Source organism: Herbaspirillum seropedicae (assembly GCF_001040945.1).
Lineage (GTDB): Bacteria > Pseudomonadota > Gammaproteobacteria > Burkholderiales > Burkholderiaceae_D > Herbaspirillum > Herbaspirillum seropedicae.
Map to the genome: position 1 here is coordinate 3,124,164 of NZ_CP011930.1, position 17,679 is coordinate 3,141,842.

Annotated in this window: 14 protein-coding genes; all 14 read left to right on the forward strand. The window is 67.2% G+C overall.

Features of this window, described 5'->3' with window-relative positions; translation table 11 throughout:
- The first annotated feature begins 53 nt into the window (after positions 1-53).
- The 14 genes from ACP92_RS13700 to ACP92_RS13765 all read left to right on the forward strand — a co-directional run bounded on the left by ACP92_RS13700 (position 54) and on the right by ACP92_RS13765 (position 17,675).
- Positions 54-1,568, forward strand: a complete 1,515-nt coding sequence (locus ACP92_RS13700) for an XrtA system polysaccharide chain length determinant (RefSeq protein ID WP_013234713.1) — start codon at positions 54-56, stop codon at positions 1,566-1,568.
- Between the two features lie 64 nt (positions 1,569-1,632).
- Positions 1,633-2,673, forward strand: a complete 1,041-nt coding sequence (locus tag ACP92_RS13705) for an XrtA-associated tyrosine autokinase (protein WP_013234714.1) — start codon at positions 1,633-1,635, stop codon at positions 2,671-2,673.
- Positions 2,657-4,183, forward strand: a complete 1,527-nt coding sequence (locus ACP92_RS13710) for a TIGR03016 family PEP-CTERM system-associated outer membrane protein (protein WP_167578389.1) — start codon at positions 2,657-2,659, stop codon at positions 4,181-4,183. Before ACP92_RS13705 ends, ACP92_RS13710 begins: the two co-directional genes overlap by 17 nt.
- Before the next feature lie 12 nt (positions 4,184-4,195).
- On the forward strand, positions 4,196-5,203 hold the full coding sequence (locus tag ACP92_RS13715; RefSeq protein WP_013234716.1) for an XrtA/PEP-CTERM system-associated ATPase: 1,008 nt from the start codon (positions 4,196-4,198) through the stop codon (positions 5,201-5,203).
- Positions 5,200-6,336, forward strand: coding sequence for a non-hydrolyzing UDP-N-acetylglucosamine 2-epimerase (gene wecB, locus ACP92_RS13720; protein WP_013234717.1), 1,137 nt, complete (start codon positions 5,200-5,202; stop codon positions 6,334-6,336). The genes ACP92_RS13715 and wecB overlap by 4 nt, the downstream gene beginning before the upstream one ends.
- A 20-nt stretch (positions 6,337-6,356) precedes the next feature.
- Positions 6,357-7,202, forward strand: coding sequence for an XrtA system polysaccharide deacetylase (locus tag ACP92_RS13725; protein WP_013234718.1), 846 nt, complete (start codon positions 6,357-6,359; stop codon positions 7,200-7,202).
- Positions 7,199-8,275, forward strand: coding sequence for a FemAB family XrtA/PEP-CTERM system-associated protein (locus tag ACP92_RS13730; RefSeq protein WP_041310860.1), 1,077 nt, complete (start codon positions 7,199-7,201; stop codon positions 8,273-8,275). Before ACP92_RS13725 ends, ACP92_RS13730 begins: the two co-directional genes overlap by 4 nt.
- Before the next feature lie 3 nt (positions 8,276-8,278).
- Positions 8,279-9,508, forward strand: coding sequence for a TIGR03087 family PEP-CTERM/XrtA system glycosyltransferase (locus ACP92_RS13735; protein WP_013234720.1), 1,230 nt, complete (start codon positions 8,279-8,281; stop codon positions 9,506-9,508).
- Positions 9,509-9,510: 2 nt separating this feature from the next.
- Positions 9,511-11,073 (forward strand): exosortase A, encoded by a 1,563-nt coding sequence (gene xrtA / locus ACP92_RS13740; protein WP_013234721.1) that lies wholly within the window; start codon positions 9,511-9,513, stop codon positions 11,071-11,073.
- A 7-nt stretch (positions 11,074-11,080) separates the two neighbouring features.
- The gene (locus tag ACP92_RS13745) at positions 11,081-12,247 is read left to right on the forward strand and encodes a TIGR03088 family PEP-CTERM/XrtA system glycosyltransferase (RefSeq protein ID WP_013234722.1); all 1,167 of its coding nucleotides are present in this window, start codon (positions 11,081-11,083) and stop codon (positions 12,245-12,247) included.
- A gap of 5 nt (positions 12,248-12,252) precedes the next feature.
- The gene (locus ACP92_RS13750; protein WP_013234723.1) at positions 12,253-14,196 is read left to right on the forward strand and encodes an XrtA/PEP-CTERM system amidotransferase; all 1,944 of its coding nucleotides are present in this window, start codon (positions 12,253-12,255) and stop codon (positions 14,194-14,196) included.
- Between the two features lie 21 nt (positions 14,197-14,217).
- Positions 14,218-15,438 (forward strand): TIGR04063 family PEP-CTERM/XrtA system glycosyltransferase, encoded by a 1,221-nt coding sequence (locus ACP92_RS13755; RefSeq protein WP_013234724.1) that lies wholly within the window; start codon positions 14,218-14,220, stop codon positions 15,436-15,438.
- Positions 15,435-16,610 carry a glycosyltransferase family 4 protein gene (locus ACP92_RS13760; RefSeq protein WP_013234725.1) on the forward strand — a complete coding sequence of 392 codons (1,176 nt, stop codon included), beginning with the start codon at positions 15,435-15,437 and terminating at the stop codon, positions 16,608-16,610. Before ACP92_RS13755 ends, ACP92_RS13760 begins: the two co-directional genes overlap by 4 nt.
- A gap of 3 nt (positions 16,611-16,613) precedes the next feature.
- The gene (locus tag ACP92_RS13765; RefSeq protein WP_013234726.1) at positions 16,614-17,675 is read left to right on the forward strand and encodes a polysaccharide deacetylase family protein; all 1,062 of its coding nucleotides are present in this window, start codon (positions 16,614-16,616) and stop codon (positions 17,673-17,675) included.
- Positions 17,676-17,679 lie beyond the last annotated feature (4 nt).

The window sequence follows — 17,679 nt, forward strand, 5'->3', positions numbered from 1 at the left end:
TTTTGCCGTGCGTACTGTACGCATGGGGCGTATTGCAGGGGGGAAGCTGCTCAATGGCGGATTTGGTATCGCAACTCATGGCGCTCATCAAGAGCGCGTGGAAGCATCGCTGGCTGGCGCTGAGCGTGGCCTGGGGCGTGCTGGTGGTGGGCAGCATCGTGGTGTTCCGCCTGCCCAACGACTTCCAGGCCTCGGCGCGTATCTACGTGGATACGCAGAGCATCCTGAAGCCGCTGCTGGCGGGGATGACCACGGTGCCCAATATCGAACAGCAGGTCTCGATCATGAGCCGCACCCTGCTCAGCCGTCCCAACCTGGAACGGGTCACGCGCATGGCCGACCTGGACATCCGCGCCGAGACCGTGGGCGAAAAGGAAAAACTGGTCGATGAACTGGCCCAGCGCATCAAGATCATCCAGACCGGGCGCGACGATATCTACACCATCACCTATAACAATGAAAATCCCAAGCTGGGCAAGGACGTGGTGCAGTCGCTGCTGACCATCTTCGTCGAGGGCAGCGTGGGCGACAAGAAGGAAGACTCCGACAAGGCCGTGCGCTTCATCGGCGAGCAGATCAAGAGCTATGAAGAAAAGCTGGTCACGGCGGAAAACAACCTCAAGGAATTCAAGCAGAAGAATGCCGAACTGTTGCCGCGTCCCGGCAGCGACTACGGCAACAAGCTGCAGGAAGCCTCCGACCAGCTCAGCCAGGCCAGGCTGGAACTGGCCGAGGCCGAGCAGGCCCGCAACGCCATCCAGAAGCAGATGAGCGGCGGCAACGGCGAGGAACTGCCACGGGTGCCTACGCCTGAACTGGATTCGCGCCTGGATGCGGCCAACAAGCACCTGGACGACCTGCGCACCAAGTACACCGAACAGCATCCGGACGTGGTCGGCACGCGGCGCCTGATCGCCGAACTGGAAAAGCGCAAGCGCGAAGAAGCCAAGGCCCGCCCCAGCGGCGGCGACCCCGGCGCCAACTACAGCCCGATGATGCAGCAGCTCAGCGTGTCGCTGGCCGATGCGCGCGCCAAGGCCGCCAGCCTGCGCGCCCGGGTCGATGAATATGCCGCCCGGGTGGCGCGCCTGAAGGCCAAGAGCATTGCCGCGCCCGACGTGGAGGCGCAGTTCACCCAGCTCAATCGTGACTACCAGATCAACAAGGAAAACTACGAAAAGCTGGTGGCCCGCCGCGACGCCGCCAAGCTTTCCGGCGACCTCAGTTCGGCCACCGACCTGCTGACCTTCCGCGTCATCGATCCGCCGGTGGTGCCCCGCTTGCCGGTGGGCCCCAAGCGGCTGCGCCTGATGTCGCTGCTGCTGCTGGCGGCCATTGCCGCTGGCGTGGGCGTGACCGTGGTGATCGCCCAGGTACGCCCCTCGTTCATGAGCCAGCATCAGCTGCAACAGGTCACTGGCCTGCCCGTGCTGGGTGCGGTGGCCATGAGCTGGACCGAGGCCGAGATCGCCAGGCGCAAGCGCAGCGTGCGCAAGTTCGTGGCCCTGGTAGGCGCTTTCTTCACCACCTACGTGGTGATGATGGCGGTGCTGCTGTTGAGGTATTGATGATGCCCTGTCGCTTCACTTTCCGTCTGCATCGCGGCCGCGCCCGCCCTTCAGGAGAATCTGCATGAGCATCATCGAACGCGCGGCCAGCCGCCTCAAGACCACGGCGGCGCAACGCCCGGCGGGCAGCAGCGAATTGCTGTCGGCGGCCGAACTGGCGGCGCAGCAACAGCCAGCGCAAGTGCAAGTGCAAGCGCACCAACAAGTGCAGCAGCCAGCGCACCAGCAGCAGGAGCCATTGCCCTCGCAGCCTCAGCACCCGCTGCAAGCAGCACCGGCAACCACGGCGACGGCGGCGCAACCCGCCCCCGTCGCCCTGGCCAGCAGCATGGAAGCGCCCGCGCCGGCCGTGCGCAGCAGTTCGGCCAAGCGCATCGAGATCAATCTGGAACGCCTGGCCAGCATGGGCTTCCTCACTCCCGGCAGCCGTTCGCTGGTGTCGGAGCAGTTCCGCATGATCAAGCGCTCGCTGCTGCGCCAGGCCTTCGCCCCGCGCGAGGCGGGCAGCAAGCCGGGCAACCTGATCATGGTGACCAGCGCGCTGCCCGACGAAGGCAAGACCTTCTGCTCCATCAACCTGGCCCTGAGCATCGCCATGGAACTGGACCATACGGTCTTGCTGGTCGATGCCGATGTCGCCCGCCCTTCGGTGCTGCGCACCTTCGACCTGGCCGAAGACGAAGGCGCCGGCATGATGAACCTGCTGCTGGACGACAAGGTGGACATGGCCGACGTGCTGCTCAAGACCAATGTCGATACCCTCAGTGTGCTGCCGGTGGGCGCGCGCCACAGCCATTCCTCCGAACTGCTGGCCAGCCAGTCCATGCAGTTGCTGCTGGAAGAGATCGCCAACCGTTATCCGGACCGCATCGTCATCTTCGATTCGCCGCCCCTTCTGGTGACCAGCGAAGCCAGCGTGCTGGCCAGCCGCATGGGGCAGATCGCCGTGGTGGTGGCCGCCGAGAGCACCTCGCAGCAAGCCGTCAAGTCGGCGCTGAACCAGCTCAAGGGCTGCCAGAACGTCAGCCTGATCTACAACAAGAGCATGGCCTTTGCGGGCTCGCAAGAGTATGGATACGGCTATGGCTATGGCGATCGTTACTGAAATGGCGGGCGCCCCGCGCCGCCGCGCCATCGCCGCCGCCGTGGCCATGCTGGCGGCCGGCTGCGCCCAGGCGGCCGAATGGAGCTTCACGCCCACCCTGGACCTGCGCGAGACCTACACCGACAACGTCCGCCTGCAGGCGCAAGGCAAGAGCGACTTCGTCACCCAGGTCACGCCGGGCCTGGGCGTCAAGGCCAAGGGGCCGGACCTGACCCTCAACGCCAATGTGGGGGTGCAGGAAACCTACTACGGCAACCACAATGCCGGCTCCTCGCTGCTCAACCTGGGCCGCGCCGACCTCAAGGCGCGCCTGGCCGACAACCTGCTCTACCTCGACAGCGCCGCCTCGGTGAGCCAGCAGACCATCTCGGCCTTTGGCCCGCAGCCGGTCGACAACACCAATGGCGGTGACCGCACCAGCACCGTGCGCACCACCCGCGTGAGTCCCTACCTGAGCCACAAGTTCGGCCAGCTGGCCAGCGCCGAACTGCGCTACGCCCGCGAGAGCGTCAACGCCAGCAGTGGCGGACTGGCCAGCAGCAACACCGACGAACTCTCCTTCAAGGCCGACAGCGGCCCGGCCTATCACCTGATCGGCTGGGGCTTGCAGGCCAGCGACCGCACCACGCACTACAGCGGCCAGAACCGGGTGGCGCTGCAGAACATCCTGGGACGCCTGAGCTATCTGCTGGCGCCGCGCCTGCGCCTGGTAGGCACGCTGGGCCATGACAGCAACGACTACTCGGTGACCAACCAGGCCACCGCCGGCTATTCCTGGAGCGGCGGCCTGGAATGGAAGGTGAGCCAGCGCACCAGCCTCAATGCTTCGCTGGGCCACAAGTACTACGGCAACACCTATGCGCTCACCGCCAGCACCCGCAGCCGCATGGCCAACTGGATGCTCAGCTATGCCGAAGACGTGACCACCACGCCGGCGCAATTCTCCCTGCCGGTGACCAGCGATACCGCGTCCTTCCTCGACAAATTGCTGTCGGCCTCGATCACCGATCCCACCGCGCGCGCTGCTGCCGTGGCCAACATGATCCGCCAGGGCAATCTGCCGGCCTCGCTGGATTCGTCCATCAATTCCTTCACCAACACGGTGTTCCTGCAAAAGCGCCTGCAGGCCTCGGTGCTGCTCAGCGGCGTGCGCACCACCCTGCTGCTGTCGGTGTTCGATGTCGAGCGCCAACCATTGTCCAACAATGGCCTGGGCAGCCTGGTGGGCAGCGCCAATGACCATACCGAACAACTGGGCGCCAGCGCCGTGCTCTCGCGCCGCCTGAGCGAGCGGGTGCGCCTGAACGGCTCGCTGGCGGCCACGCGGGTGAAGTCGCTCACCAGCGGCCGGGTCGACAACACCCAGACCCTGCGCCTGGGCCTGACGCGCCAGCTCACCCCTGACGTACAAGGCACGGTGGAGCTGCGCCGCAACCAGGGCCAGTCCACCCAATCCGGCGTGGCCTATCGCGAGAACGCGATCAGCGCCTTCCTGAACATGAAGCTCTGAGAGTCCGCATCCATGTACGAATCCTTCTACGGCCTGCGCGACAAGCCCTTCCGCCTGCGTCCCGACCCCAGCTTCTTCTTTGGCAGCAAGGGCCACAAGCGCGCCATGAGCTACCTGGAATACGGCTTGTCGCAGGGCGAGGGCTTCATCATCGTCACTGGCGAAGTCGGCGCCGGCAAGACCACCCTGGTGAGAAAGCTGCTGGGCAAGATCAATCCCATGCAGATCATCTCGGCCCACATCGTCAACACCCACCTGGACCCGGACAATACCCTGCGCATGGTGGCCTCGGCCTTCGGCCTGGCCACCGAGAACGCCAGCAAGGCCGCCCTGCTGACCCAGCTGGAGCAGTTCTTCCTGCACTGCGAACAGAAAGGCGTCCGCGCCCTGCTGGTGGTGGACGAGGCGCAGAACCTCTCGCCGACCACGCTGGAAGAACTGCGCATGCTGTCCAACTTCCAGAGCGGCGAACGCTCGCTGTTGCAGACCTTCCTGCTGGGCCAGCCGGAATTCCGCATCACCTTGCATAGCGAGGCCATGCTGCAGCTGCGCCAGCGCGTCATCGCCACCTATCACCTGGGGCCGATGGACGAGGAAGAGACCATCACCTACATCCAGCACCGCCTGCGCACGGTGGGCTGGGAAAACGATCCGGCCTTCGATGCGGCCGCCTACGCGGCCATCCATGCCTACAGCGGCGGCATCCCGCGCAAGATCAATTCGCTGTGCGACCGGCTCTTGCTGATGGGTTACCTGGAAGAACTGCGCGCCTTCGAGGGCGAGCACGTGCAGGACGTCATCCGCGACATCCAGGAAGAATTCGAGCAGCCCCTCTCCGACGCCAGCGCCCAGACCGACGCCGAACTGCGTTCGCTGGAACGGCAGTTCGCCGATGACGCGCTGGAAGAACTGCAGCAGCGCGTGGGCAAGCTGGAAAACGCTACCGCCTCCATCCTCAAGATACTGCGCGACATCACCTCGCAAGCTTCCCGCTACCCTGTCCAGGAACCCAAGCCATGAGCTCCCCGCACCGCATCCTCTGCATCGTCGGCGCCCGCCCCAACTTCATGAAGATCGCCCCCATCATGGCGGCCTTCAGCCAGTTGGGCGAGCGCGTCCAGGCGGTCCTGCTGCATACCGGCCAGCACTATGACGTGGCCATGAACCACCAGTACTTCGAAGCGCTGGGCATCCCCGCGCCGGACATCAACCTGGAGATCGGTTCGGGCAGCCACGCCCAGCAGACCGCGGCCATCATGCAGCACTTCGAGCCGGCGCTGGAGCAGGTCCAGCCCGCCGCCGTGCTGGTGCTGGGCGACATCAACTCGACCCTGGCCTGCGCCCTGGTGGCGGTCAAGAAAGGCGTGCCGGTGGTGCACGTGGAAGCCGGCCTGCGCAGCAACGACCGCAGCATGCCCGAGGAAATCAACCGCATCCTGACCGACCAGATCTCCGACCTGCTCTACACCACCGAGGCCAATGCCCTGCAGAACCTGACCCGCGAGGGCATTGCCGCCGAGCGCGTGCGCTTCGTCGGCAATGTGATGATCGATACCCTGCGCCACAACCTGGCGCGCGCCATCAGCCTGCCGCAGATCCTGGCGACCCAGGGCCGCGAGGATTTCCGTCACGACAAGGGCTATGCGGTGCTGACCCTGCATCGTCCCTCCAATGTGGACGATCCCGCGGTGCTGCGCGCGCTGCTGGAGACGGTGCGCACCATCAGTGCCACGCTGCCGGTGGTGTTCCCGCTGCATCCGCGCACCCGCGGCATGATCGAGAAGTTCGGCCTGGCCGGACTGATCGACATTCCCCAGATCCTGCAACTGCCGCCCATGGGCTACCTTGAAATGCTGGGCCTGATGCGCGATGCGCGCCTGGCGCTGACCGACTCCGGCGGCATCCAGGAAGAGACCACCGCCCTGGGCGTGCCCTGCGTGACCCTGCGCCACAATACCGAGCGCCCCATCACGGTCGAGCAAGGCACCAACACCCTGGCCGGCAATGATCCGCAGGCCATCCTGGCGATCTTTGCCGAGGTCATGGAGCACGGCGGCAAGGCTGGCCGCATCCCCGAGTTCTGGGACGGCCATGCCGCCGAACGCATTGCGCAAGACCTGTGCGACTGGCTGGACCAGCGCCGCGCCGCCTGAGAACGAGGAGGAGCACGGACATGCCAGCGCCCATCCGCAATGCCATGACAGTCGATGTCGAGGACTACTTCCAGGTCTCGGCCTTCGCCAATACCATCGCCCGCAGCAGCTGGGAGCAGCAGCCCTGCCGCATCGAACGCAACATGGACACCATCCTGGCGCTGTTCGAGGAACACGGTATCCGCGCCACCTTCTTCACCCTGGGCTGGATCGCCGAGCGCTACCCGCAGCTGGTGCGGCGCATCGTCGCCCAGGGCCATGAGCTGGCCAGCCACGGCTACGGCCACCTGCGCGCCAGCGACCAGGACCACGTCCAGTTCGCCCAGGACGTGGGCCGCAGCAAGATGATCCTGGAAGACCTGGGCGGACAGCCGGTACGCGGTTATCGCGCGCCGAGCTTTTCGATCGGCCGCGACAACCTGTGGGCGCTGGACGTGCTGCAGGAAACGGGCTACCTCTACAGCTCCAGCATCTACCCGGTCCAGCACGACCATTATGGGCTGCCCGATGCGCCCCGTTTCGCCTGGCGACCCAGCGGCAGCGGCGGCTTGCTGGAAGTGCCGGTGAGCACGGTGCGCCTGGGCCGCAAGAACTTCCCGGCTGGCGGTGGCGGCTTCTTCCGCTTCTATCCGTACGCCCTGTCGCGCTGGCTGCTGCGCCAGGTCAACCAGCGCGACGGCCAGTCGGCCATCTTCTACTTCCATCCCTGGGAACTGGACCCGCATCAGCCGCGCCAGCACGGCATCAGCACCAAGACCCGGTTCCGCCACTACGTCAACCTGCATCGCACCGAAGATCGTCTGAAAGCGCTGGCCAGCGATTTCCAGTGGGACCGCATGGACCGCATCTACCTGGGGACGTCATGAACGCCACTCTCCGCTGCTCCGAATTGCAGGCCGCGAGCGCGGCGGCCACGCCCGTGGTGCGCCAGTTGCAGAGCGACGATGCGGCGCGCTGGGACGCCTTCGTGCTGCAATGCCCGCAGGCCACCTTCTTCCATCGCGCCGGCTGGAAAGAGGTGATGGAGCGCTCCTTCGGCCATCGCACCTATTTCCTCTATGCCGAACGGGCCGGGCAGATCTGCGCCGTGCTGCCGCTGGCGCGCATCAAGAGCCCGCTGTTCGGTCACTGGCTGGGCTCGCTGCCCTTCTGCGTCTATGGCGGCATCGCCGGCGACGATGCCCAGGCGCGCGCCCTGCTGGAACAGGCCGCCCTCGAGCTGGCCCATGAGCTGGGCGTGGACCACCTGGAGTACCGCAACATCGAGGCGCAGCATAGCGACTGGCCCGGCAAGGCGCTCTACGTCACCTTCCGCAAGGGCATCTCGGCCGATGACGAAGAGAACATGCAGGCCATTCCGCGCAAGCAGCGCGCCATGGTGCGCAAGGGCGTCAAGTTCGGACTGCAGAGCGAGATCGACAGCGATACTGAGCGCTTCTTCGCGGCCTATTCGGCCAGCGTACACAGGCTGGGCACGCCGGTGTTCTCGCGCAAGCATTTCAAGGTGCTGGCCGAGGTGTTCGGCGAGGATTGCGAAGTGCTCACCATCACCCACAACGGCCAGACCGTGAGCAGCGTCATGAGCTTCTATTTCCGCGACGAAGTGCTGCCCTACTACGGCGGCGGCAACGCCAGCGCGCGCGAACTGGCGGGCAACGACTTCATGTACTGGGAACTGATGCGTCGCGCCGCCGCGCGCGGCGTGCGCGTCTTCGACTTCGGTCGCAGCAAGGAAGGCACCGGCGCCTACGACTTCAAGAAGAACTGGGGCTTCACGCCTACCCCGCTGCACTACGAATACCAGTTGCTGCGCGGCCAGGACGTGCCCGACACCAATCCGCTCAATCCCAGGTACCAGCTGATGATCAAGACCTGGCAGCGGCTGCCGCTGTGGGCGGCCAACCTGATCGGGCCGCACATCGTGCGCCAGTTGGGCTAGGCCATGCAGCACCTGCTCTTTTTGGCCCATCGCATCCCGTATCCGCCCAACAAGGGCGACAAGATACGCTCCTTCCATCTGCTGCGGCACCTGGCCGCACGCTATCACCTGCACCTGGGCGCCTTTATCGATGATGCGACCGACTGGCAGTATGTGGAGACCGTCCAGGCCTATTGCGCCTCGACCCACTTCGTGCGCCTGGACAGCCTGCGGGCGCGCCTGCGCAGCCTGCCGGCGCTGGCGACGACGCGCGCGCTGAGCCTGGACTACTACCGCCACGCCGACATGCAACGCTGGGTCGCGCAGACGCTGGCGGCCGCGCCCATCTCGCGGGCGCTGGTGTTTTCCTCGGTGATGGCGCAATACGCGCAGGACCCACGGCTCACGCGCCGGGTCATCGATTTCGTCGATGTCGATTCGGACAAGTGGCTGCAATATGCGCAAAAGAAGCGCTGGCCCATGCGCTGGCTGTATCGCCGCGAAGGCCGCTGCCTGCTGGACTACGAACGGCAGGTCGCGGCCAGCAGCGAGGTATCGCTGTTCGTCTCCGAGGCCGAGGCCGCGCTGTTTCGCCGCCTGGCGCCGGAATCGACCGGGCGCATCGGCCATCTCAACAATGGCGTGGATCTCGATTACTTTTCGCCCGCCCATGCCTTCGAGAATCCCTACCGGGCGCCAGCGCAGGTGCTGGTCTTCACCGGCGCCATGGACTACTGGCCCAACATCGATGCGGTGCAGTGGTTCGCCCAGGCGATCTTCCCGCAGATCCTCGCCCGGAACCCGCAGGCGCGCTTTGTCATCGTCGGTGCACGTCCCGCCGCCCAGGTGCAGGCGCTGGCCCAGTTGCCTGGCGTGACCGTGATCGGCGCCGTGCCCGACATCCGTCCCTATCTGGCCCATGCGCGCTGCGCCGTGGCGCCGCTGCGCATTGCCCGCGGCATCCAGAACAAGGTGCTGGAAGCCATGTCCATGGGCATCCCGGTGCTGGCCACGCCGCAGGCCTTTGAAGGCATCTCGGCCACGCCCGGGCGCGACTTGCTGGTGGCCGATGGCGCCAGCGCCCTGGCCGAGGCGGCGCTGCCCCTGTTGCAGGAGCCGCGCGACCCGGCCCTGGCGCTGGGTGCAGAGGGCCGCCGCCTGATCGAACGGCAGTACGCCTGGCGTCAGCAACTGGCCGTGCTCGATACGCTGATGGAAGCGGACGCAGCGTCTTCGCTGACCACGGAAAGCTGAACATGCGCCCCAACGACCTGCCCTTGCCGCTGCCGCGCACCCAGCGCATTGCGCCCGCCACGCTGGCGCTGCTGGCGCTGGCCTTGCTGGCGCCGCTGCTGGCGCTGCCGCAGACCTTGTGGTCCATGGTGGCGATCTGGAACAGTTCCGAGACCTTCACCCACCAGTACCTGATCCTGCCCATCAGCCTGTGGCTGATCTGGCGGCAACGCGCCCAGTTGCGCGGCCTGCCGGCGCAGCCCTTCCTGCCCGGCCTGGCCGTGCTGGCGCTGTGCAGCCTGGGCTGGCTGCTGGGCGAGCTGGCCGATGTGCAGGTGGTCAAGCAGTTCGCCCTGGTGGCGCTGATGGTGGCGGGCGCCGTGACGCTGCTGGGCTTGCGCATGGCGCGGCTGCTGGCCTTTCCACTGTTGTTCCTGCTGCTGGCGGTGCCGGTGGGCGAGGTGCTGCTGGAGCCGCTCATCGGCTTCACCGCCGACTTCACCATCGCCGCCCTGCAGCTCACTGGCATCCCGGTCTGGCGCGAGGGCAATACCTTTGCCATTCCCTCCGGCCGCTGGTCGGTGGTGGAAGCCTGCAGCGGCGTGCGCTACCTGATCGCCTCGGTCACGCTGGGCGTGCTCTATGCCCACCTGAGCTACCGCTCGCGCTGGCGCCAGGCGGGCTTCGTGCTGCTCTCGGTGCTGGTGCCGGTGCTGGCCAACGGCGTGCGCGCCTACCTGATCGTCATGATCGGCCACTTGAGCAGCATGCAGCTGGCCACCGGCGTGGATCACCTGATCTATGGCTGGCTGTTCTTCGGGCTGGTGATGTTCCTGATGTTCTGGATCGGCGGCTTCTGGATCGAAGGCCGCAAAGCGCCGCACAAGGACCTGCCGCCGACCGCGCCCGTCGCACCTTCTACGCCCTCTACTCCAGCAGCCAGGCCGGTGCGCCTGCTGGTGTGCGCGCTGCTGGCGCTGGCCGCCATCCTGCTGGGGCCGCTCTATGCGCACAGCATGCATGCGCTGGACGCCGAAGGCGCGCCGGTGCAACTGACTGCGCTGCCAAGCCGCTGGAGCGAGGCGCCCATCTTCAGCAGCTGGACGCCGGCCTTCCTGCCGGGCGTGGCCGAACTGAGCCGCGCCTATCGGCAGCAGGACATGCAAGTCGGCCTTTACCTGCGCTACTACCGCGCCCAGGGTCCGGGCGCGGCGCTGGTCAGCTCGGTCAACCGCATCCTGCCGGTCAAGGACAGCCCCTGGACACGCGCCGCCAGCGCGGTGCGCCAGGAGCGCGTGGGCGAGCGCCAGCTGGCGGTGCGGGAAGAACTCATTCGCGGCACCGGCCAGTCCCTGCTGATCTGGCGCTGGTACTGGATCGACCGCCGCTTCGTCGAGAACGACTACCTGGCCAAGCTGCTGCAGACCAAGAGCCAGCTGGAGATGCAGGGCGATGACGGTGCTGCGCTGTTCGTCTTTACGCCAGTGGACGACGACCCCGAACCGGCGCGCGCGGTATTGCGGCGCTATCTGGCGGACAACCTGGCCGGCATCGAAGCCGCCCTCAACCACAATGGCAAGCGATAGGCGCGACGTGAAACGGCATATTCCACTGGTGGTGCACCTGATCTACCGGCTCGACTTCGGCGGGCTGGAGACCTTGCTGGTCGATTGCATCAACCGCATGCCGGCCCAGCGCTATCGCCACGCCATCATCTGCCTGACCGACTACACCGACTTCGCCCGCAAGATCGACAAGGCCGATGTGGCCATCCACGCCCTGCACAAGCCGCCCGGACTGGCGCCGCAGACCCATCTGCAGCTGTGGCGGCTGCTGCGCCGCCTGCGCCCGGACGTGCTGCACACCTACAACCTGCCCACCATCGAATACGCCCCGGCGGCCTGGCTGGCCGGGGTGCCGGTGCGGGTGCATGGCGAGCATGGACGCGACGCCCGTGATCCGCATGGCCGCAATGCCCGCCACAACCTGCTGCGGCGGCTGGTGCTGCCCTTCTACGACTGCTACTACGCGGTCTCGGCGGACCTGCGCGACTGGCTGCGCGACACCATCAAGGTGCCGGCAGACAAGAACCTGCTGCTGGCCAATGGCGTAGACACGGCCCGCTTCCATCCGCCCGCTGACGGTCAGCGCGAGGCCACGCCCGAGCTGCCGGCTGGCTGCATGGTGTTTGGCGCGGTGGGCCGGGTCCAGGACGTCAAGGACCACGCCACCCTGGTCAACGCCTTCATCGCCTTGCTGGCCATGCGGCCGCAACAACGTGCCCGCCTGCGCCTGGCCATCGTCGGCGAGGGTCCGCTGCTGCCGGCCCTGCGCGCCCAGGTGCAGGCGGCAGGGATTGCCGATCTGGTGTGGCTGCCGGGCGCGCGCATGGATGTGGAGGTGATGATGCGGCGCTTCTCGGTCTTCATGCTTTCTTCCATTGCCGAGGGCGTTCCGGTGACCATCCTGGAAGCCATGGCCACCGGTCTGCCGGTCATTTCGACGGCGGTCGGGGGCGTGCCGGAAGTGGTGACCGAGGGCGCCACCGGCCAGCTCACCCCGGCGGGCGATGCAGCGGCGCTGGCGCGGGCCATGGCCGCCTATGTCGATGACCCGGCGCTGGCAGCCCGCCATGGCGCAGCCGGTCTGGAACGCTGCCGGCGCCAGCACAGCATGGCGGCCATGCTGCAAGCCTATGCCGGCATGTATGACCGCATGCTGGCGGGCAAGCGCGGCCAATCTACCGTACAAGGACACTGAGCATCATGTGTGGAATCACCGGCATCTTTTCCCTGCACGGCCAGGCCGAGATCGACCGCCAGCTGCTGGCGCGGATGAACGAGACCCAGCATCATCGCGGCCCCGATGAAGGCGGCCTGCATGTCGAAGCCGGCCTCGGCCTGGGTCATCGCCGCCTGTCCATCGTCGATCTGTCCAGCGGCCAGCAGCCGCTGTTCAACGAGGATGGCAGCGTGGTGGTGGTCTTCAACGGCATGATCTACAACTACCGCGAACTGATGCGCGAACTGACCGCCCTGGGCCACCAGTTCCGCTCGCGCTGCGATACCGAGGTCATCGTCCACGCCTGGGAACAGTGGGGCCGGGATTGCGTGACGCGCCTGCGCGGCATGTTCGCCTTCGCCCTGTGGGACCGCCAGCGCCAGACCCTGTTCGTGGCGCGTGACCGGCTGGGCATCAAGCCGCTGTTCTATGCGCTGCTGCCGGATGGCCGTTTCCTGTTCGCCTCCGAACTCAAGGCGCTGCTGGCCGATCCGGCCTTGCCCAGGGCGCTCGATCCCTGCGCCGTCGAAGAGTATTTCGCCTATGGCTATGTGCCCGAACCGCGCACCATCCTGCGTGGCGTGCACAAGCTCAGTCCCGGCCATACGCTGTTGCTGCAACGGGGTGCGACACGCGGCCAGCCGCAGCAGCAACGCTATTGGGACATCCCCTTCCAGCTCGGCAGCCAGCGGCCCGCCGAGGAAATCGCCGCCGAATTGCTGGAACGGCTGCGCGAGGTGGTGGGCAGCCATCTGGTCACCGATGTGAGCCTGGGCGGCTTCCTCTCCGGCGGTGTCGATTCCAGCGCGGTGGTGGCGATGATGGCGCAATTGACGGGCGAGTCCGTCAATACCTGCTCGATCGCCTTCAACGATCCCGCCTATGACGAGTCACACTACGCCGCCCAGGTGGCGCAGCAATTCCGGACCCGCCATCACATGCGCACCGTGGACAAGGACGACTACGGCCTCATCGACCTGCTGGCCAAGCTGTACGACGAACCCTACGCCGACAGTTCGGCCATTCCCACCTATCGCGTCTGCCAGCTGGCCAAGGAGAGCGTGACGGTGGCGCTGTCCGGCGATGGCGGCGACGAGAATTTCGCCGGCTACCGCCGCTACCGCTATGCGATGAATGAAGAGAAGGTGCGCGCCCGGCTGCCGGAGGGCTTGCGCAAGCCGCTGTTCGGTTTCCTCGGACGCCACTATCCCAAGGCCGACTGGGCGCCGCGCGTGCTGCGCGCCAAGACCACCTTCGAAGCGCTGGCGCGCGACACCGTGGAAGGCTATTTCCATGGCGTGTCGATCATGCCCGACCGGGTCCGCCAGCGCCTGCTGAGCCCCGGCCTGCGGCGCGAGCTGCAGGGCTACCAGGCCATCGAGGTCATGCGCGGCCATGCCGCGCAAGCGCCCACCGAGGACGCGCTCTCGCTGCTGCAGTACCTGGACCTGAAGACCTACCTGCCCGGCGACATCCTCACCAAGGTCGACCGCGCCAGCATGGCCCATGCGCTGGAGGTGCGGGTGCCGTTGCTGGATCACCAGTTCGTGGAATGGGTGTCGGGCCTGCCGCCGGCGCTCAAGCTGCACGAAGGCCAAGGCAAGTACATCTTCAAGAAAGCCCTCGAAGGGACGCTCTCCGAGGACATCCTCTATCGCCGCAAGATGGGCTTTTCCATCCCGCTCTCGAGCTGGCTGCGCGGGCCGCTGCGCCAGGTGGTGCAGGACAGTCTCTTGGGACCGCTGCTGCGCCAGACCGGACTGTTCGACATGGACTTCGTGCAAGAGCTGGTGGAGCAGCACCAGAGCGGTCGCCGCGACCATGCCGCGCCGCTGTGGGCGCTGCTGATGTTCGCGGCCTTCCTGCGCAATGTCCTGCAGGCCGGCGCCGGCGCAGCGCCGCAACAACCCGCCGCCCGTGCCGCCTGAACCGCACCGAGACCTTACGCCATGCATATCCTGCACATCCTCGACCATTCCATCCCGCTGCATAGCGGCTATACCTTCCGCACGCTGTCCATCCTGAAGCAGCAGCGGGCGCTGGGCTGGCAGACCTCGCACATCACCAGCGCCAAGCAGGGCGCCGCCGGCGCTGCCGAAGAAGAGGTCGATGGCTGGCGCTTCTATCGCACGCCGCCCGCCACGGGACTGCTGGCGCGGCTGCCGGTGCTGAACCAGCTGGCCGTGATTCAGGGTCTGGCCAGGCGGCTGGAAGAAGTGGCGCGCCAGGTCCGGCCCGATGTGCTGCATGCCCATTCGCCGGCCTTGAACGCCATCGCCGCGCTGCGGGTGGGCCGCCGCCTGGGCATTCCGGTGGTCTATGAAGTGCGCGCCTTCTGGGAAGACGCCGCCGTGGACCACGGCACCAGCCGCGCTGGCGGCCTGCGCTATCGCCTCACTCGCGCGCTGGAAACCTATGCCTTGAAGCGCGCCGACGCCGTCACCACCATCTGCGAAGGCCTGCGCGCCGACATCGCCGCGCGCGGCGTACCGCTGGCCAAGATGACGGTGATTCCCAACGCGGTCAACATCGACGACTTCAGCCTGGGCCAGCAGGCCGACCCTGCGCTGGCGCGCCAGCTCGGGCTGGAGGGCAAGACGCTGCTGGGCTTCATCGGCTCCTTCTATGCCTACGAGGGCTTGCCGGTGCTGGTGCAGGCGCTGCCGCAGCTGCTGGCGGGCAATCCCGACGTGCGCCTGCTGCTGGTGGGCGGCGGCCCGCAAGAACGGGCCCTGCACGCCCTGGCCGCCGAACTCGGGGTGAGCGACAAGGTGGTGTTTGCCGGCCGGGTGCCGCATGAGCAGGTGCAGCGCTACTACAACCTGATCGACGTGCTGGTCTATCCGCGCCTGAAGATGCGCCTGACCGACCTGGTCACGCCGCTCAAGCCGCTGGAAGCCATGGCCCAGGGCCGGCTGGTGGTGGCCTCCGATGTGGGCGGGCATCGCGAACTGATCAGCGATGGCCGTACCGGCGTACTCTTTGCCGCCGGTTCGCCCGAGGCCCTGGCGCAGAAGGTGCTGGCCTTGCTGGCCGAACCGGCGCGCTGGCCTCAACTGCGCGCCGCCGGTCGCCACTTCGTCGAGACCGAACGCAACTGGGCCGCCAGCGTGGCGCGCTACCAGCAGATCTATCCGCGCCTGGTGGCCGCCAGCGCAGGCATCCAATGAAGCTGCTGACCTTTTCCACGCTGTTTCCCAACCTCGAACGTCCCGGCCACGGGATCTTCGTGGAAACCCGCCTGCGCCATCTGCTCGCCAGTGGGCAGGTACAGTCACGCGTGGTGGCGCCGGTGCCGTGGTTCCCGCTGCGCCATCCCCGCTTTGGCAGCTATGCGCGCTTTGCGCGGGTGCCGCGCAGCGAGGTGCGCAGCGGCATCCCGGTGCTGCATCCGCGCTATGCGCTGCTGCCCAAGGTCGGCATGACGCCCGCCCCCTTGCTCATGGCCATGGCGGTCAAGCCGGTGCTGCGCCGGCTGATAGCCGAAGGCTACGATTTCGACGCCATCGACGCCCACTACTTCTATCCCGACGGGGTGGCCGCGGCCATGCTGGCGCGGGAGTTCGGCAAGCCGGTGGTGATCACCGCACGCGGTTCCGACATCACCCTGCTGCCGCACTACCGCTGGCCCGGCAAGATGATCCGCTGGGCGGCCGACCAGGCCGCCGGCATCATCACCGTCTGCAACGCGCTGCGTGATGAACTGATCGTGCTGGGCGCGGACCCCGACAAGGTGGTCGCGCTGCGCAATGGCGTGGACCTGCAGTTGTTCCGGCCGCTGGAGCGCGAGGCGGTGCGCCGCGAACTGGAGATCACTGGCTTCACCCTGCTCTCGGTGGGCAACCTGGCGCCCGTCAAAGGCCACGACCTGACCATCGCCGCGCTGCCGCGATTGCCCGAGGCGCGCCTGCTCATCGCCGGCAGCGGCCCCGAACAGGCGCGCCTGGAAGCGCTGGCGGCGCAACTGGGCGTGCGCGAGCGGGTGCGCTTCCTGGGGGCGCTGCCGCAGAGCGCCCTGTGCCGCTACTACAACGCCGCCGACATGATGGTGCTGGCCTCCGCGCGCGAGGGCTGGGCCAATGTCCTGCTCGAATCCATGGCCTGCGGCACGCCCGTGGTGGCCAGCAAGGTCTGGGGCACGCCCGAAGTGGTGGCGCATCCCGATGCCGGTCTGCTGATGCAGGAGCGCAGCGCCGCCGGCATTGCGGCCGCCGTGCGCGCCCTGCAAGCGGCGGCGCCGACGCGGGCAGCTACGCGCCGCTATGCCGAAGGCTTCAGCTGGGACGCCACCACCCAGGGCCAGTTGCAGTTGTTCCACCGCATCCTGGCGCGAGGACGCTGAACCATGCACGCCACCCTGCCTGCGCTGCCGTCCCCTGCTCCGCTGCCTGCCTCTCTGGGCATGCTGGCGCTGCTGCTGCGCCTGGGCGGCAACCTGCTGGCGCTGGGCCGGCGTCGGCGCCTGTGCATCCTGACCTATCACCGCGTGCTGGCGCAGCCGGACCCGCTCCTGGGGGGCGAGATCGACCTGGCCAGTTTTCGCTGGCAGATGCAATTGCTGGCCAAGGGATTCACCGTGCTGCCGCTGGCCGAGGCGCTGCAACGGCTGCGGCAGAACCGCCTGCCGCCGCGTGCGGTGAGCATCACCTTCGACGATGGCTACCGCTCGGTGCATACGCTGGCCCTGCCGGTCTTGCAACAACTGGGCTTGCCGGCCACCGTCTTCGCCACCACCGGCTTTGTCGAGCACGGCAGCATGTGGAATGACCGCATCCTCCACGCCGTGCGGCGACTGCCCGCCGATGCCCATGACTGGCAAGCGCTGGGCCTGCCGCAGGAACTGCTGCCGAGCGCGCCCGACCTGCGCCACGACCCGGACGCCCGCACCCATCTGGCTACCTTGCTCGATGCCCATGTCAAGTACCTGGCGCCGGCGGAGCGCCAGCGCGTCATCGAAACGCTGGAGCGCCATGCCGGCCCGGTGGGCCAGGCCGACCAGGCAAACCAGGCGGACCAGGACCTCATGCTCGATCACGACATGCTGCTCGCCCTGGCGCAGGCGGGCGTGGAAATCGGCGGCCATACGACCTCGCACCCCATCCTGAGCCGGCTTGATGACGCCCAGGCGCGCCACGAGATCTGCGACAACAAGGCGGCGCTGGAAGCCATCCTGGGCCGCCGACTGCGGCTGTTCGCCTACCCCAACGGCAAACCGGGGCTGGACTATGACCAGCGCCACGTGGCCATGGTGCGCGGCGCCGGTTATGAGGCCGCCTTTACCACGGCGGGCGGCTCGGCCGGACCGGAACATGACTGCTACCAGATCCCGCGCGGCCGTCCCTGGGACCGCCGCCCCCTGATGTTCGGCCTGCGCCTGCTGCGCTGGCTGGCCCGGCCTGGAGCCTGACGAC

What these genes read in the sequence shown, in the direction of transcription:
- ACP92_RS13700 (WP_013234713.1), top strand. Translation starts at nt 54, where the DNA reads ATGGCGGATTTGGTATCGCAACTCATGGCGCTCATCAAGAGCGCGTGG.
- ACP92_RS13705 (WP_013234714.1), top strand. Translation starts at nt 1,633, where the DNA reads ATGAGCATCATCGAACGCGCGGCCAGCCGCCTCAAGACCACGGCGGCG.
- ACP92_RS13710 (WP_167578389.1), top strand. Translation starts at nt 2,657, where the DNA reads ATGGCGATCGTTACTGAAATGGCGGGCGCCCCGCGCCGCCGCGCCATC.
- ACP92_RS13715 (WP_013234716.1), top strand. Translation starts at nt 4,196, where the DNA reads ATGTACGAATCCTTCTACGGCCTGCGCGACAAGCCCTTCCGCCTGCGT.
- wecB (WP_013234717.1), top strand. Translation starts at nt 5,200, where the DNA reads ATGAGCTCCCCGCACCGCATCCTCTGCATCGTCGGCGCCCGCCCCAAC.
- ACP92_RS13725 (WP_013234718.1), top strand. Translation starts at nt 6,357, where the DNA reads ATGCCAGCGCCCATCCGCAATGCCATGACAGTCGATGTCGAGGACTAC.
- ACP92_RS13730 (WP_041310860.1), top strand. Translation starts at nt 7,199, where the DNA reads ATGAACGCCACTCTCCGCTGCTCCGAATTGCAGGCCGCGAGCGCGGCG.
- ACP92_RS13735 (WP_013234720.1), top strand. Translation starts at nt 8,279, where the DNA reads ATGCAGCACCTGCTCTTTTTGGCCCATCGCATCCCGTATCCGCCCAAC.
- xrtA (WP_013234721.1), top strand. Translation starts at nt 9,511, where the DNA reads ATGCGCCCCAACGACCTGCCCTTGCCGCTGCCGCGCACCCAGCGCATT.
- ACP92_RS13750 (WP_013234723.1), top strand. Translation starts at nt 12,253, where the DNA reads ATGTGTGGAATCACCGGCATCTTTTCCCTGCACGGCCAGGCCGAGATC.
- ACP92_RS13755 (WP_013234724.1), top strand. Translation starts at nt 14,218, where the DNA reads ATGCATATCCTGCACATCCTCGACCATTCCATCCCGCTGCATAGCGGC.
- ACP92_RS13760 (WP_013234725.1), top strand. Translation starts at nt 15,435, where the DNA reads ATGAAGCTGCTGACCTTTTCCACGCTGTTTCCCAACCTCGAACGTCCC.
- ACP92_RS13765 (WP_013234726.1), top strand. Translation starts at nt 16,614, where the DNA reads ATGCACGCCACCCTGCCTGCGCTGCCGTCCCCTGCTCCGCTGCCTGCC.